Below are 14,506 nucleotides of genomic sequence, written 5' to 3'. Positions count from 1 at the left end.
GAAAAATCAGATGAATCAACAAGAACCAACCCATGTAAACGACATGAAAGGCAAAGGTGGCATTACTCGTATCATCAATGCCGCCCATTACTCCAAAGATGGTTTACACGCCGCTTGGCAAAATGAAGCCGCATTCAGGCAGCTGGTCTGGCTCAATGGCATTTTGCTGATTTTGGTGTGGTGTTTAGATTTGGGCAACAACACCCGCATGATTTTAATTACCGCATCGTTCTTATCACTGATTGTGGAATTGTTCAACACAGGCATAGAAGCCATTGTGGATTACATTTCATTGGAAAAACACCCTTTGGCAAAACGTGCCAAAGATGTCGGTTCCGCAGCACAATTGCTGGCAATGATTTTATTGACGATTTTGTGGGGTATTGCCTTATTTTAATGGGTTAGAAATAAGAAAATTTATGGTTGTTTCAAATAGTAAATACATAATGGCGTTGACAATGCTGTATATCTGTATTTGAAAAGACCATAAATTAGGGACTTGCACCCACCATTTTAATGTATTTGGCTTACTTTCTTAAAAAAACAGTTACCGAAGACAAAACCGTTTTTCTGTCGTAAATTGTCAAGCTGCCTGAAACAGAATAACTCGCATTTTCTCTGTGAATGTAGTATTCCACACTTTGAACAAACACACGCCAAACTCTCCGCAGGTCGGATACTTATATCCGATATTTTCCTGAAATCACAAGATTTATCGAATACAAGTATCCAATTTACGCTGTATCAAATTGGATAACTTGGTAAATTGGTACGCTTTTTTGTAGCAACACGAAACAAGTTCGGGCAGCATTCACGCAAAAAATTCGCCCACCGCCACATCGCGTCCAGCCAAAAAATCTTTGCTATTCAAACGTTTTCCGCCAGCCGCTTGCAATTCGCTTATGCAAATTGCGCCATCGCCACACGCCACGATGATGCTGTTGGCGTTTGCCGCCAGCACCGTGCCTGCCGTGCCATTTTGCGCCACCGGGTGTGCCGTCCAAATTTTCATCGGCTTGCCCTGCCACAGCGTCCACGCGCAAGGCACGGGGTTGAACGCGCGGATTTTTCGCGCCACGATTTCGGCAGATTCTTGCCAGTTGATTTGCGCCTCGTCTTTGGACAATTTTTGTGCGTAAGTGATGCCATTTTCAGGCTGCGGCACACTTTTCAGGCTGCCTGAAACTTGCAAACGCTGCAAATCCGCCACAATCGCTGCCGCACCCAATTTCATCAATTCATCGTGAACTTCGTTGGCGGTGTCGGTGTTTTTGATGATGTAGCGGTGTTCGCTGACGATTGCGCCCGTGTCCAAACCCGCGTCCATTTGCATGATGCACACGCCCGTTTCCGTGTCGCCCGCTTCAATCGCGCGTTGAATGGGCGCAGCACCGCGCCAACGCGGCAGCAAAGACGCATGAATGTTCAGGCAGCCATGTTGGGGCGTGTCCAGCACATCTTGCGGCAAAATCAAACCATAAGCCGCCACCACCATCACATCGGCTTGCACATCGCGCAAGATTTGCAAAGCCTCATCGTTGCCACGCAATTTTTCAGGCTGCTCAACGCGCAAACCGTGCGCCAAAGCCGCCAATTTCACAGGGCTGGCTTGCAACTGCATACCGCGACCTTTGGGGCGGTCGGGTTGGGTCAAAACCAAAGGCACATCAAAGCCAGCGTCCACAATCGCATTTAAGGCAGCCGCCGCAAAATCGGGCGTGCCAGCAAAAATCACTTTCATTGTGCTATTTCCTTTTTTGTTTCATCAATCACTTTTCAGGCAGCTTGAAACCTTTGCAAAAATTTCAGCCTATTCCTAAAAAATGCTTACTCGTGTTTGAAATACATGTAATCCTAAAACCGCTCATTGCTTGACAAATAACGCCATTTTCCTTCGGGCAATCGCCCCAATTTGATTTTGCCAATCCGAATGCGTTTTAAACCCACTACACGCAAACCAACCAGTTTACACATACGGCGAATTTGACGTTTTTTCCCCTGCTTTAACACAAAACGCAGTTGATCTTCGTTTTGCCATTCTACTTTGGCAGGGCGCAATTTTTCGCCGTCCAAACTTAAACCGTGATTGAGTAAAGCCAATCCATTTTCAATGAGCTGTCCTTTTACGCGTACCAAGTATTCTTTTTCGCTGCCTGAATGTTCACCAATTAATTGTTTGGCAATGCGTCCATCTTGGGTTAAAACCAATAAGCCAACTGAATCAATATCCAAGCGTCCTGCGGGTGCCAGTCCTTTTTTGTGATTTTCTTGAAATGCAATGCGACTGGTGTCGCCGTCCCAGTGATTCTCGGCAGTAATCAGCTCCACCGCCGCCCGATAATCTTTTTCAGGCTGCCCACTGACAAAACCAATGGGCTTGTTCAATAAAATGGTTACGCGTTCGGCTTGTTTTTGGTATGCCAATTTGTCTAAATCAATGCGGTCGCTGGGCAGAACTTTTTGCCCCAATACCGCAATTTGTCCGTTTACTTTGACCCAGCCTTGTTCAATATAGCTGTCGGCTTCACGGCGAGAACATAAACCCAATTCTGCCATGCGTTTGGACAGGCGAATGGGAGAAATTGCATCATTCATTGCGTTTCTTTCATCAGAATAAATCAAGCTGCCTGAAACCGTTTTGGCTTTCAGGCAGCCTTTGTCATCGGGAATTATGCCGTTTCATTTTCCGCTAAATTGTCTAATACCAAGCGGCGTTGTGCCACAGCCTGTTGGGTTTCATTCATCTGTTCCAATACTTTTGCCAATACCAAGCGTGCCACATTACTGGGAGAGATGGCAAGGCTGGCTTCTAAATAAGCTTTGGCTTTACCCCACAGTTGCTGACTGTATGCCAATTCACCTAAATGCATCAATAACTTGGCATCATCGGGATTATGTTTGAGCCACGCATCGGCGGTATCAATTGCTTTACGTTGTGCGTATTCATCCAAATAGGGGACGCTTTGCACAAAGCTTGGTAATAAATCGGCATTTTGATTAGTGGGATAATGTTTGTTCACCCAATCTACCGCCTGCCCATATAAACCAAGTGAAACGTATTTTTGAGCAATGCTGACACTTAATGCACCATATTGATGCGCTTCAGGAATACGTTTCAGGCAGGCTTTTATGCTGGCTGCATCACTTACCATGTCAATTAGACTGCGATAAGCCTGTTCGGTATAAGCATTGACTTCTGATTGACCCATCGCACCTGCTCGGTTCAATTTGTCAATTTTATCCAACACCAATAAAGGCTGATTTTGTGCAGCAGCTTGACGTAGTTGTAACCGTACCAAACGTGTTAAGCGTGGATTGATTTGTGCAGCAGCTTTGAGATTGTGTTCCGCTTTATCGTGGTCTTGGGCATTAATGGCACTTTCTGCTACCAACAAATAACGTGAAAGCTGTTGTTTTTCAGGCAACTTGGCAATTTCAGCAAGGTATTCATCACGCAAAGCCACATTGCCGCTTTGGTCGGCGGCGTGCGCACCCAACATCAATGCCAAAACACGGTTTTTTCCTACTTCTTTATTTTTCAATAATTTAGCGGTCAATTGTTCTGCATCTTGATAACGTCCTTCAAAAAATGCCAAGCCTGCTGCATTCAATGTTTCTGTTGCCTTACGACCTTTTCGGCGACTACCGAATAAACTCAATTTTTCAGGCGTAGTCAAAATCCCAATCAGCAGCTTAATCAATAAATACAACACAAAAACCGCGATAATTAAGCCCAGAATAAAGGCATGAAGATTGATGCGTATCAAATGGGTTTCCACCATAATGAACACATTACCGCTGTATGTGGTTGCCATGATTGCCAAACCAATGGCAATAGCAAACAAAACCACAATCCAAATCAACTGTTTCATGGTTTACTTCCCTTCTTTTTTCGTACTGCTTTGACTGGCTGCCTGAACCACTTCGCTGGCTGTTTTGACTTTTGATATTTCAAGCAATTCTGGATTGGAAGCAATTTTTGGTGCAAACGCATGACTGGCACTTTGTGCAACGGGTGTAGAAGCAGGAACTGATACGGCAGAAGCAGTCATTGCTGGTGCGGTTTCAGGCAGCTTCACAGGCAACGCTGTGCGGACGTTGTTTTGATATTGTCGCACGGCTGCCAAACTGTTTTTCAAAGCATCATCAGATACCATGCGTACTTCCAATGATTTTAACTCTTCCAATTCTTTTAACCATGCCTGTGTATTGGGCGATGCGGTGTCAAAATACTGTTTTACCGTTGTTGCAACCGCATTCAAATCGTTTTGATAGATTTCACCATTGTGTTGCAGTAAAGCCAAACGCGCATCAAGCAAACGTAAACGCAGGTTTTCACGCACAAAATAAACTTGTTCGGGTGAAAGCAACATGGTATCCGAGCTGCTTAAATGGCGTACTTCAAACATATTTTTGGTTAAAGCTACTGTACTATCCCAAGTACGTTGCCAAAAACCACCTGATTGTGGTATCGCTTCGGGGGCATTTTTTTCTTTTAGGGTATCGTCCAAAGTCAGCGGTAAACTGGATACCGCACTTTGCAAACGGTCTAAACGCAAAGTCAAAGCCGTTACATTCAAATATGGACGGTTTTTCAAATCTGCCAAATCTTGACTAATTGCTTGTTTAATCGGCAATAATTCCGCTTGTTCAAAACGACTTAGGCGTTGCTCCACATTTTCCAATACCCCAACCGCCACAGGCACATTGCCTGATAAAATCAGTTGCTGCGAAGCAATATTCAATGTAACTTCGGTTTCATCAACCAACCAATTCACGCGACCTTTCAGCAATTCAGCATAAGCCGCATCAATGCCTTTGATGTGTTGTGTGGTGGCATTTTGTGCATGGTTTAGTTCCATCAATTGCTGATGTAATTTTTCTTGTTGATTTAAACTGTTTTCCAATAAAAGTGCGTTTTGACTATTGCCCAAACCCGCTTTATCCAATTCACGAATAAAACGCAAATCTTGGTTTTTCAAGGTATTTTGACCTTGAACAAACAACAAACCACTTGCACCTAAAGCCAAAACAGACAATACCAATGCACCGACAGCAAAACCTTTGCCACCATTTTGTTGCACCACAACAGGCGATGTAGCTGCCTGAACAGGGTTGGATAAGGTATTTTGAGCATGATATTCGCTGTTTATGACGGTGTTTTTGTCATCTTGCGTGGGTGTATTAGGGGTATCGCTCATCATGGTCTCCGTATCTGAAAATGTGTTAAAACACAGATGAATTGTAAATTTTTAATTACTGTTCAATATATTGAGTGCAAATTGCAAGTCTGGCACCACATGAACGTTGAGCGCACCCAACTCAAACAAAACTTGGGCAATGCGCGTGTGATGCGTGAAGTATAACAAGGATTGCAGCTTTTGCGCCATTGTCTGCGGCACTTGTTCAAATAAGGCATATGCTTGTTGCACCGAAGTTAGCCATGCTGCTTGTGCTTGGGCTGCCTGAAACACCGACCAATCCAATTTCTGTATTTCTCGACGATAAATTTCAGCAAATTGAACTTGAAAACCACGTTGCCTTAATTGTTGCGCCAAAAATGTACGCCCACCTTCGCCACGCACAATCAAAATATTGGCATTTTCAGGCAGCCTGTCCCAAACAGGCAATGCCAATGCCGCTTCGCTGTCATTTCCTGTTTGACTAACCCAAATTTCCGATGCCCCACTTTGTCGCAACATCTCTGCGCTGGCTTGTCCTACTGCAATGTGTCGCGCATTTTGCCAATCGTGTACTTGTAAAACATCAGCCGCCATCTCTACCGCAGTAGGACTGACCCAAAAAACCGCTGCCGCAGCCCACATTTTTTCAGGCAGCATATTCATGTTTTCAGGTAGCTCTTGAATGCAAATCGGCGAAAATGGTACAGCTTGCCAAGCATTTTGCTGACATAACACACAGTCTGCTACCACGCGATTGGCTGGACGCACCAGCAAAATGGTTTTTTGCACACTCATCAATCGTTCTCAATCAAGCAAAACCAAATTGTACGGCAGTTTAAGGCTGCCTGAAAACTGCTGCAAAAAATGTTAAAATACAGTTTTCATATTTAGTTAGGCAGCCACCATCGCATTTTCTGATTTTTCAGGCAGCCACATAACCACATTCATACATAAAAATCAAAAGGAACACCATGAATCCCACCCAAATTGAACGCGACAGCATGCAATATGATGTGGTGATTGTTGGCGCAGGCGTGGCTGGCTTAACCGCCGCCATCAAATTAAAACAAATTGCCCAACAAAATCAACGTGAAATCAGCATTTGCGTTTTGGAAAAAGGCAGCGAAGTGGGCGCACACACCCTTTCGGGGGCGATTATTGACCCGATTGCTTTGGGCGAATTGTTTCCGAATTGGCGCGAATTGGGCGCGCCGCTCACACGCACGGTTACGCAAGACAAAATTTTGTTTTTGACTGAAAATCAATCGTTTACCATGCCGATTACGCCACCCAGTTTTCAAAACGAGGGCAATTACATCATCAGCTTGGGCTTGTTGTGCAAATGGCTGGCTGAACAGGCCGAATTGTTGGGCGTGGAAATTTACGCAGGTTTTGCCGCCAGCGAGATTTTGTATCACGAAAATGGCAGCGTAAAAGGCGTGGCAACAGGCAATATGGGCGTGGACAAAAATGGCAGCCCCACCGAAAATTTTCAGGCAGGCATGGAATTGCACGCCCAACAAACGCTGTTTGCCGAAGGCGCGCGCGGTTCGTTGAGCAAACAAATCATCAAACAATTTGCGCTGGACAAACACAGCCAACCGCAAACTTATGGTTTGGGCATTAAGGAAATTTGGGAAGTGTCGCCCGAGCAATGTCAGGCAGGTTTGGCAATGCACACCGTGGGTTATCCTTTGGACAGCAAAACCTATGGCGGTTCATTCATTTATCATTTGGACAACAATCAAATTGCCATTGGTTTGGTGGTGGGTTTGGATTATCAAAATCCCTATTTGTCGCCTTTTGAAGAAATGCAACGCTTGAAACTGCACCCCGCCATTCGCCCCATGCTGGAAGGCGGCAGACGCATTGCCTATGGTGCGCGCGCTTTGGTAGAAGGCGGCTTGCAAAGTTTACCTAAATTGGCGTTTGAAGGTGGGGTTTTGATTGGCGATGCGGCTGGTTTTTTGAACGTGCCGCGCATTAAAGGCAGCCACGCGGCAATGAAATCTGCCATGCTTGCCGCCGAAGCGATTTTTCCGATTTTGGACGATTTGGGTGATGCACTGCCTGAAAAAGGCAAAATCGCCACACAGTATCAAACTTTATTTGAAAACAGTTGGTTGTATCAAGAATTGCACCAAGCGCGCAATATTCGCCCTGCGTTTAAATGGGGTTTGCTGCCTGCCATGGCATACACGGCTTTGGAACAATATGTTTTCAAAGGCAAAACGCCTTGGACAATTTCCCATCACGGCAGCGATTCAGGCAGCCTGAAAAAAGCCGATTTGTTTCAAGCCATTCACTATCCCAAGCCAGATGGCAAGCTCACTTTTGACCGATTGAGCAGCGTGTTTTTGGCAAATGTGTCGCACGAAGAAAATCAACCCGTTCATTTGCAATTAAAAAACCCCAGCTTGGCAATCGATGTGAATTACCGCGATTATGCCAGCCCCGAAACGCGCTATTGCCCTGCTGGTGTGTACGAAATTGTGCAAGAAAACAACGTACCGCGTTTGCAAATCAATGCCGCCAACTGCGTGCATTGCAAAACCTGCGACATCAAAGACCCCACCCAAAACATCAATTGGGTTTGTCCAGAAGGTGGCGGTGGACCCAATTATGGCGCGATGTAGTTTTCAGGCAGCCTGACCGAAATATCGGCTTTCAGGCAGCCTGAAATATGTTAAACTCGGTAAATAATTAAACCCATTACCATTTTCAGGCAGCTGAAAAACAATGCCATTTATGAATACCCACATACCATTTGATGATGAAACCATTATTCTCCACACAAATGCATGGTTAGAAAAAGCCGTTATTGGTTTGAATTTATGTCCTTTTGCCAAAGCTCCTTACGTTAAAGGACAAATTCGCATCGCGGTAAGCCATGCCAAACATTTAGATGGTTTTTTAGAAGATTTAGACCGCGAACTGCAATTATTACTGGAGAAGTCACCACAAGAATTGGAAACCACTTTATTGGTTCACCCCACTTTGTTTCCTGATTTTTTGGTATTCAACGATGTGTTGGACATCGCCGAAGCCACTTTATCTGATAATCAAGCAGAAGGCATCATTCAAATTGTCCCATTTCACCCTGACTTCCAGTTTGCCAACACCGATGCAGACGACATCAGCAATTATACCAACCGTAGCCCCTATCCCACTTTACACTTAATCCGTGAAAACAGCATTACCAAAGCCACAGAAGCCTTTCCCGATCCATCTGTGATTTTTGAACGAAACATCAAATTGTTACAAGAAATGGGACAAATAGGTTGGGATAAACTGAACATACCACGCTGTCCTTTTTCCCATGAGAAGCCATCATGAATCCTATTTACCAAAATTACCTTTTCAGTGTCATGTGCGTGGCTTTATTCATCATTCCTTTTGTAATGATTGCCATGTTACCCCCTAGTCGCCACAAAAGCCTATTATTGCGTACCTTTATCTGCATCAGTCTATTAATACTGACAATATTGGCTTTGGTTGCGGTATTTTTACCACAAAGTTTATCCCATATCGCAGCTTCACAAACCTATTTTTGGCTGTTATCCAGTTTATTGCTGATTGTGCCGATTGTGGTCATCATCGCCATGCCGCAAAGCAAATTACGCAGCATTTTTATCAATGGTGTATTATGGCTGATTGGTGCAATTTCACTAATATTGGGTATCATGGGTGCAGTATTACCCGTTTTACCCACCACACCATTTATTCTGCTGACCGCTGCATGCTGGGGACGCGCTTCACCGCGTTTTCACCGTTGGCTACACCAGCACAAATTCTTTGGTCCCATGGTACGCGACTGGGAAGAACGTCGTGCCATTCCCAAACGTGGTAAATACTTGGCTTGGAGCATGATGGCATTGTCGTCCATCGGTTTAATTGTAAAATTCCCTGAACGATGGTACGTTGGCGTAGGCACAGGCATTGTGTGCCTGTGTGTCGGTTTATGGATGGCACGTTTACCCAATGCCTGATTTTCAGGCAGCCTGAAAATCCCCATTTTTTGAAACCTGCGAAATGAATTCAAGCACACTCAATATCGCCGTTTTGGGCGGCGGACTACTGGGACGTTTAAACGCACTGGCTTTGGCTCGTGAAGGCTTTCGTGTTTCGTTGTTTGACAAAGGTACACCCCAAGGCGAACAATCCGCTGCTTTTCAGGCAGCAGCCATGTTGGCACCTTTGGCAGAATCATTGGATTCACCGCCTGAAATCATATGTTTAGGACAACAAAGTATGGCTTTGTGGCGTGAACTCATCAACAGCCTGCCTGAAAAACCCATGATGCAAGAAAATGGCAGCTTAATTGTGTGGCACCCACAAGATAAAGCCTTATCACAACATTTTGCTCAACATCTGCAACGCACAACAGGCATGCATAATCCCATGCAGCGTTGGCAAAGCAACGATATTGCTCAATATGAACCACAACTAGCAGGACGTTTTGGCACAGGTTTCTATTTACCATATGAAGGACAATTAGATGGGCGACAAATCTTATTGTCATTAAATACCGCATTAATGCACCATCATGCCGCCTGTCATTGGCAACAAACCCGAACACCAAGCGATTTATACAATGATTTTGATTTTGTGTTGGATTGTCGTGGTTACGGAGCCAAAAACGATTGGAACAGGCTGCCTGAAAACAATCATCTGCGTGGCGTACGTGGCGAAGTGGCACGGGTTTTTGCCCCTGAAATCACGCTCAATCGTCCCATTCGCCTGCTGCATCCCCGTTACCCACTCTATATTGCACCCAAAGAAAACCATGTTTTTGTGGTCGGCGCAACCCAAATTGAAAGCGAAAGCCAAACACCCTGTAGCGTGCGCTCAGGTTTGGAGTTACTTTCTGCTTTATATGCCATACACCCCGCTTTTGGCGAAGCCAGTATTTTAGAATTGGGCGTGGGTTTGCGCCCCACCCTAATGCATCACAAACCCGAAATTCGTTACAATCTCAAACAAGGTTTAATTGAAATCAATGGCTTATTTAGACATGGCTTTTTAATTGCCCCTGCGGTAACGTCCGCTGCACTGCGTTTACTCAAATTATTGGCTTCGGGTTCAAATATTCCCGAATGCGATGATGAGAACGGTTTACCTTATATTAAGGCTGCCTGAAAGAATACAATGACTTTTCCACGTTTAATTCGCCCTTTAAAATTTTATGCTGTGCTGCCTGATGCTAACTGGATCATTCGCATGGTTAAGGCAGGTGTCCATACCGTACAGCTGCGAAACAAAACCTTACAAGGTAAAGCCTTGTATCAAGAAATTGAACGTTGTGTGGCAGCCTGCCGCCACAGCAAAACCCAATTATTCATCAACGACCATTGGCAAATGGCAATCGATGCAGGTGCTTATGGCATACATTTGGGACAAGAAGACATGGATACTGCTAATTTTACCGCCATTGCCCAAGCAGGCTTACGCTTGGGTTTAAGCACCCATTCCATTTCCGAACTTGACCGCGCCTTATCGCTTGCCCCCAGTTATGTTGCCAGTGGCGCGATTTTTCCAACCGCCACCAAGCAGATGCCTACTGAACCACAAGGTTTAGAAAAATTGCGTGCTTATGTACAACAAGCAGGCAATACACCTGTGGTTGCCATCGGTGGCATTGACTTAAATAATGCCCAAGCCGTTTTGGCAACAGGTGTGGCTTCTTTAGCTGTGGTACGCGCCATAACCGAGTCCGATAATCCCGAATTGGTGGTCAAAGCTTTTCAGGCTTTGTGGCAATAATAAGCTGCCTGAAAAACAATAAAACAAATCGTGTTTACATAATCAGGAGAGAAAAACCATGAAACTGATACTCAATGGCACACCTTTTGAATTTTCAGGCAGCCTACTGATTGAATTGCTTGACCAAGTCGCACCACAAACCCCTTTTGCAGTTGCCATCAACACCGTTTTCATCACCAAAAGTGCTTATGCCACAACGGTTTTACACGAAAACGATGTTTTGGACATCGTGCACCCAGTAGCAGGTGGTTAATCGCACACACTCGGAGAAACCATGTTACAACTCTATCAACACATCTTTCCTTCTCGCTTAATGCTCGGCACAGCCGCCTACCCTACGACCGAAATTTTGCACCAATCGCTACAAATGGCACAACCCGCCATGATAACCGTAGCCCTGCGCCGAGCCACCCAAGCAAACGAAACGCACGGACACAGTTTTTGGCAACTTTTACAACAAACAGGCATACCCATTTTACCCAATACCGCAGGGTGTCAAAGCATACAAGAAGCGGTTACCACCGCACAAATGGCGCGTGAAGTCTTTGAAACCAATTGGATTAAACTGGAACTGATTGGCGATGACGACACTTTACAACCTGATGTGTTTCAACTGGTCAGAGCCGCCGAAATTCTGATTGCAGACGGTTTCAAAGTACTGCCCTATTGCACCGAAGATTTGATTGCCTGTCGCCGTTTATTGGATGTAGGTTGTCAAGCCCTGATGCCTTGGGCAGCTCCGATTGGTACAGGTTTAGGTGCAGTACATACCTACGCGCTGCAAGTTTTGCGTGAACGCCTACCTGATACCCCCTTAATCATTGACGCAGGTTTAGGCTTACCGTCTCATGCCGCACAAGTTATGGAATGGGGTTTTGATGGCGTATTGCTCAATACCGCCGTTTCGCGTTCAGGCAATCCAGTTGGCATGGCACAAGCTTTTGCACTTGCCATTCAAGCAGGTCGCGCCGCTTTTGAAGCCAGCCCCATGCCAGCACAACAACGCGCACAAGCCAGTACACCAACAGTAGGACAACCTTTCTGGCACTCAACCGAATATTAAACAACAGTATTCAAGCTGCCTGAAAACACACAAAACTTTCAGGCAGCCTATTTTACATTTATAATCCAACACTTTTCCACCTAAACAAAATACATCATGAATACGATTACTTCCGAAAAAAAAATGAATGTTGAGAGTTTCAATCTTGACCACACCAAAGTCAAAGCTCCTTACGTTCGTCTTGCCAGCGTAACAGATGGCGAACATGGCGACATCATATACAAATACGATTTGCGCGTGTGCCAACCCAATCAAGACCATATGGAAATGCCTGCCCTACATTCTTTAGAACACTTAATGGCAGAATTATCACGCAACCATTCCGACAAAATCGTAGATATCAGCCCTATGGGTTGCCAAACAGGTTTTTACGTTACCCTACTTAACATGCCAGAATACCAAGATGCGCTGGATTTAATTGAAAAAACCCTAAATGACGTTATCTACGCCACAGAAGTACCTGCTTGTAATGTGGTTCAATGCGGTTGGGCAGCCAGCCACAGTTTAGAAGGTGCACAAAAAATCGCACGCGATTTATTGGCAAAACGCCAAGAATGGGAAGAGATTTTTGCATGAGCATCAAAGCACAAACCATAGGCATCATCGGCGCAATGGAAGCCGAAATTGCGCTACTGGAAAGTCAACTCAATGATTTACAAACCCATTCTTTTGTCAATGACAATTTCATCATTTACACAGGGAAGATTGCGAGTAAAAACATTGTTTTGAGTTTAAGTGGCATAGGCAAAGTCAATGCCACCATTGCCACCACCTTATTAAGTGAACACTTCCACCCCGACATCATCATCAACACAGGCAGCGCAGGCGCAATGAGCGCAGACTTGCACATTGGCGATGTGGTCATCGGCACAGAAACCGCTCATCACGATGTGGACGTTACCGCTTTTGGCTACACTTTCGGTCAAGTCCCCAAGCAAACCGCGCGTTACGCCAGCAATAGCCAACTTATCCACACCGCTACACACGCGGCACAATCTTTCAAAAACGCACATGTGCAACAAGGCTTAATCGTCAGTGGCGACCAATTTATCCACCAAATAAACGATAAAGCACGAATTTTGAAATATTTTCCCGATGTTTTAGCAGTAGAAATGGAAGCAGCAGCCATTGCCCAAACCTGCACTCAACAAAAACTGCCTTTCGTCATCATTCGCGCCATTTCCGATGGTGCTTCTGATGATGCCTCAATCAGTTTTGAAGAATTTTTGCAAATCGCTTCCCAACATTCAGCACAAATGGTGTTAAACATCATCAACGCACTCTAAAACTGTTTCAGGCAGCCTAAACACACAATCAGGCTGCCTGAAAAATACTAACCTCATTTCCATTCTCAATCAAAATGACCACACGCCAAGCCATAATTAACTGGTGCAACCAAACTTTGCACATTGACCAATTCAAAGACTACGCCCCCAATGGTTTACAAATAGAAGGTAGGGACAACATCAAACGCATCATCACCGCCGTAACTGCCAGCCAAGCCGCAATTAATTATGCCATTGAACAACAAGCCGATATGATTTTGGTACATCACGGTTTTTTCTGGAAAAGCGAACCTACCGTCATCACGGGTTGGAAAAAAAACCGCATCGCCAGTCTCATCAACAACAATATCAATATGGCAGGCTACCACTTACCACTTGATGCACACCCTACTTTGGGCAATAACGCCCAACTTGCCATAAAAATGAACTGGCAACACCACGCCAGTTTTGGTGAACAAAACCTACTCAACATCGGTATGCTGCCTGAAAACCAACAAACCCTACCAGCCCTACTCACACAACTGGAACAAAGATTAGACAGAAAACCCATTTATGTAGGTACGGTTTCAGGCAGCCTAAAAACCGTTGCATGGTGTACAGGCGGTGCACAAGGCTATTTTCAGGCAGCCATAGAACAAGGGGCGCAAGTTTACATCACAGGCGAAATTTCCGAAGCCCAATACCACCTTGCCAATGAAACAAACACAGTTTTCATATCCGCAGGTCATCACGCCACAGAACGCTACGGTATTCAGGCATTAGGTGCGGCATTGGTCGCCGAATTTGGTGTAGAACACCGTTTTTTTGATGAAGCCAATCCAGCATAATTGAAACAGCACAAAGCAAGCAGCCTGAAAACATGAAAAAGCTTTCAGGCAGCTTTTTAATTTATACAACTTTATAAGTATAAGAACCTGTATGCATCATCTTGCATAGGGTCGTAGAAGTGAAAAAGCAGGACAAAACGACTACCTGCTGTATTCATCTTCGCAGCCGCATCATACAACATCAGATGCGGTTATTTTTAACAATCCATTTACATTTCAACTCCCCCTATCCACAACACATTTGAAAATCAATATCATGTAATTGGTTTACAAATAAAGGGAAATTCAATTCTGTCATTAAATTTCAAATAATTTTTTTCACTTAAATACTGTTCAAAATGTGCTAAACAATGTAAATTACACAGTTGCGCAGTTTATCCTTGT

General features: G+C 44.8%; 16 protein-coding genes. 11 read left to right on the top strand and 5 right to left on the bottom strand.

The window, feature by feature from the left end; translation table 11 throughout:
- Nucleotides 1-10: 10 nt before the first annotated feature.
- A complete protein-coding gene (locus Q4B82_RS02260; protein ID WP_303064806.1) occupies nucleotides 11-397 on the top strand; it encodes a diacylglycerol kinase in 387 nt (128 codons plus the stop codon).
- A gap of 414 nt (nucleotides 398-811) precedes the next feature.
- Here Q4B82_RS02260 and fmt read toward each other — a convergent pair whose 3' ends face one another.
- From fmt to Q4B82_RS02235, 5 genes are all read right to left on the bottom strand, one after another.
- A complete protein-coding gene (gene fmt / locus Q4B82_RS02255) occupies nucleotides 812-1,741 on the bottom strand; it encodes a methionyl-tRNA formyltransferase (RefSeq protein WP_303064805.1) in 930 nt (309 codons plus the stop codon).
- A gap of 113 nt (nucleotides 1,742-1,854) precedes the next feature.
- Nucleotides 1,855-2,595: a pseudouridine synthase gene (locus tag Q4B82_RS02250; protein WP_303064804.1), complete on the bottom strand. Its 741-nt coding sequence runs from the start codon at nucleotides 2,593-2,595 to the stop codon at nucleotides 1,855-1,857.
- Nucleotides 2,596-2,669: 74 nt separating this feature from the next.
- Nucleotides 2,670-3,872, bottom strand: a complete 1,203-nt coding sequence (locus tag Q4B82_RS02245) for a heme biosynthesis HemY N-terminal domain-containing protein (protein ID WP_303064803.1) — start codon at nucleotides 3,870-3,872, stop codon at nucleotides 2,670-2,672.
- A 3-nt stretch (nucleotides 3,873-3,875) separates the two neighbouring features.
- The gene (locus Q4B82_RS02240) at nucleotides 3,876-5,201 is read right to left on the bottom strand and encodes a uroporphyrinogen-III C-methyltransferase (protein ID WP_303064802.1); all 1,326 of its coding nucleotides are present in this window, start codon (nucleotides 5,199-5,201) and stop codon (nucleotides 3,876-3,878) included.
- A gap of 51 nt (nucleotides 5,202-5,252) precedes the next feature.
- The gene (locus Q4B82_RS02235; RefSeq protein WP_303064801.1) at nucleotides 5,253-5,978 is read right to left on the bottom strand and encodes a uroporphyrinogen-III synthase; all 726 of its coding nucleotides are present in this window, start codon (nucleotides 5,976-5,978) and stop codon (nucleotides 5,253-5,255) included.
- Nucleotides 5,979-6,154: 176 nt separating this feature from the next.
- On the opposite strand from Q4B82_RS02235, the gene Q4B82_RS02230 reads away from it, so the two are divergent.
- The 10 genes from Q4B82_RS02230 to Q4B82_RS02185 all read left to right on the top strand — a co-directional run bounded on the left by Q4B82_RS02230 (nucleotide 6,155) and on the right by Q4B82_RS02185 (nucleotide 14,122).
- Nucleotides 6,155-7,819: an electron transfer flavoprotein-ubiquinone oxidoreductase gene (locus Q4B82_RS02230; RefSeq protein ID WP_303064800.1), complete on the top strand. Its 1,665-nt coding sequence runs from the start codon at nucleotides 6,155-6,157 to the stop codon at nucleotides 7,817-7,819.
- A 112-nt stretch (nucleotides 7,820-7,931) separates the two neighbouring features.
- Nucleotides 7,932-8,519: a DUF1415 domain-containing protein gene (locus Q4B82_RS02225; protein ID WP_303064799.1), complete on the top strand. Its 588-nt coding sequence runs from the start codon at nucleotides 7,932-7,934 to the stop codon at nucleotides 8,517-8,519.
- Nucleotides 8,516-9,172, top strand: coding sequence for a YbaN family protein (locus Q4B82_RS09490; protein WP_368501322.1), 657 nt, complete (start codon nucleotides 8,516-8,518; stop codon nucleotides 9,170-9,172). Before Q4B82_RS02225 ends, Q4B82_RS09490 begins: the two co-directional genes overlap by 4 nt.
- A 43-nt stretch (nucleotides 9,173-9,215) precedes the next feature.
- Nucleotides 9,216-10,322 carry an FAD-dependent oxidoreductase gene (locus Q4B82_RS02215; RefSeq protein ID WP_303064798.1) on the top strand — a complete coding sequence of 369 codons (1,107 nt, stop codon included), beginning with the start codon at nucleotides 9,216-9,218 and terminating at the stop codon, nucleotides 10,320-10,322.
- Nucleotides 10,323-10,331: 9 nt separating this feature from the next.
- The gene (gene thiE / locus Q4B82_RS02210) at nucleotides 10,332-10,946 is read left to right on the top strand and encodes a thiamine phosphate synthase (protein WP_303064797.1); all 615 of its coding nucleotides are present in this window, start codon (nucleotides 10,332-10,334) and stop codon (nucleotides 10,944-10,946) included.
- Nucleotides 10,947-11,004: 58 nt separating this feature from the next.
- Nucleotides 11,005-11,199 (top strand): sulfur carrier protein ThiS, encoded by a 195-nt coding sequence (gene thiS / locus Q4B82_RS02205; RefSeq protein ID WP_303064796.1) that lies wholly within the window; start codon nucleotides 11,005-11,007, stop codon nucleotides 11,197-11,199.
- 21 nt (nucleotides 11,200-11,220) lie between these two features.
- A complete protein-coding gene (locus tag Q4B82_RS02200; protein ID WP_303064795.1) occupies nucleotides 11,221-12,009 on the top strand; it encodes a thiazole synthase in 789 nt (262 codons plus the stop codon).
- 96 nt (nucleotides 12,010-12,105) lie between these two features.
- Nucleotides 12,106-12,585, top strand: coding sequence for an S-ribosylhomocysteine lyase (locus Q4B82_RS02195; RefSeq protein ID WP_303064794.1), 480 nt, complete (start codon nucleotides 12,106-12,108; stop codon nucleotides 12,583-12,585).
- Nucleotides 12,582-13,295 (top strand): 5'-methylthioadenosine/adenosylhomocysteine nucleosidase, encoded by a 714-nt coding sequence (locus Q4B82_RS02190; RefSeq protein WP_303064793.1) that lies wholly within the window; start codon nucleotides 12,582-12,584, stop codon nucleotides 13,293-13,295. Before Q4B82_RS02195 ends, Q4B82_RS02190 begins: the two co-directional genes overlap by 4 nt.
- Nucleotides 13,296-13,369: 74 nt before the next feature.
- The gene (locus Q4B82_RS02185) at nucleotides 13,370-14,122 is read left to right on the top strand and encodes a Nif3-like dinuclear metal center hexameric protein (RefSeq protein ID WP_303064792.1); all 753 of its coding nucleotides are present in this window, start codon (nucleotides 13,370-13,372) and stop codon (nucleotides 14,120-14,122) included.
- The last annotated feature ends 384 nt before the right edge of the window (nucleotides 14,123-14,506 follow it).

Origin of the sequence: Alysiella sp., assembly GCF_030525755.1 — a bacterium.
GTDB lineage: Bacteria > Pseudomonadota > Gammaproteobacteria > Burkholderiales > Neisseriaceae > Simonsiella.
The sequence above is the reverse complement of the archived record's forward strand: the minus strand, read 5'-3'. Positions and strand labels throughout refer to the sequence as shown.

Excerpts from the sequence above, each read along its gene's own strand:
- Q4B82_RS02230 (WP_303064800.1), top strand. The coding sequence starts at position 6,155 with ATGAATCCCACCCAAATTGAACGCGACAGCATGCAATATGATGTGGTG.
- Q4B82_RS02215 (WP_303064798.1), top strand. The coding sequence starts at position 9,216 with ATGAATTCAAGCACACTCAATATCGCCGTTTTGGGCGGCGGACTACTG.
- thiE (WP_303064797.1), top strand. The coding sequence starts at position 10,332 with ATGACTTTTCCACGTTTAATTCGCCCTTTAAAATTTTATGCTGTGCTG.
- Q4B82_RS02260 (WP_303064806.1), top strand. The coding sequence starts at position 11 with ATGAATCAACAAGAACCAACCCATGTAAACGACATGAAAGGCAAAGGT.
- Q4B82_RS02240 (WP_303064802.1), bottom strand. The coding sequence starts at position 5,201 with ATGAGCGATACCCCTAATACACCCACGCAAGATGACAAAAACACCGTC.
- Q4B82_RS02245 (WP_303064803.1), bottom strand. The coding sequence starts at position 3,872 with ATGAAACAGTTGATTTGGATTGTGGTTTTGTTTGCTATTGCCATTGGT.
- Q4B82_RS02195 (WP_303064794.1), top strand. The coding sequence starts at position 12,106 with ATGAATACGATTACTTCCGAAAAAAAAATGAATGTTGAGAGTTTCAAT.
- Q4B82_RS02200 (WP_303064795.1), top strand. The coding sequence starts at position 11,221 with ATGTTACAACTCTATCAACACATCTTTCCTTCTCGCTTAATGCTCGGC.
- Q4B82_RS09490 (WP_368501322.1), top strand. The coding sequence starts at position 8,516 with ATGAATCCTATTTACCAAAATTACCTTTTCAGTGTCATGTGCGTGGCT.
- Q4B82_RS02225 (WP_303064799.1), top strand. The coding sequence starts at position 7,932 with ATGAATACCCACATACCATTTGATGATGAAACCATTATTCTCCACACA.
- Q4B82_RS02190 (WP_303064793.1), top strand. The coding sequence starts at position 12,582 with ATGAGCATCAAAGCACAAACCATAGGCATCATCGGCGCAATGGAAGCC.
- fmt (WP_303064805.1), bottom strand. The coding sequence starts at position 1,741 with ATGAAAGTGATTTTTGCTGGCACGCCCGATTTTGCGGCGGCTGCCTTA.
- Q4B82_RS02235 (WP_303064801.1), bottom strand. The coding sequence starts at position 5,978 with ATGAGTGTGCAAAAAACCATTTTGCTGGTGCGTCCAGCCAATCGCGTG.
- thiS (WP_303064796.1), top strand. The coding sequence starts at position 11,005 with ATGAAACTGATACTCAATGGCACACCTTTTGAATTTTCAGGCAGCCTA.
- Q4B82_RS02185 (WP_303064792.1), top strand. The coding sequence starts at position 13,370 with ATGACCACACGCCAAGCCATAATTAACTGGTGCAACCAAACTTTGCAC.
- Q4B82_RS02250 (WP_303064804.1), bottom strand. The coding sequence starts at position 2,595 with ATGAATGATGCAATTTCTCCCATTCGCCTGTCCAAACGCATGGCAGAA.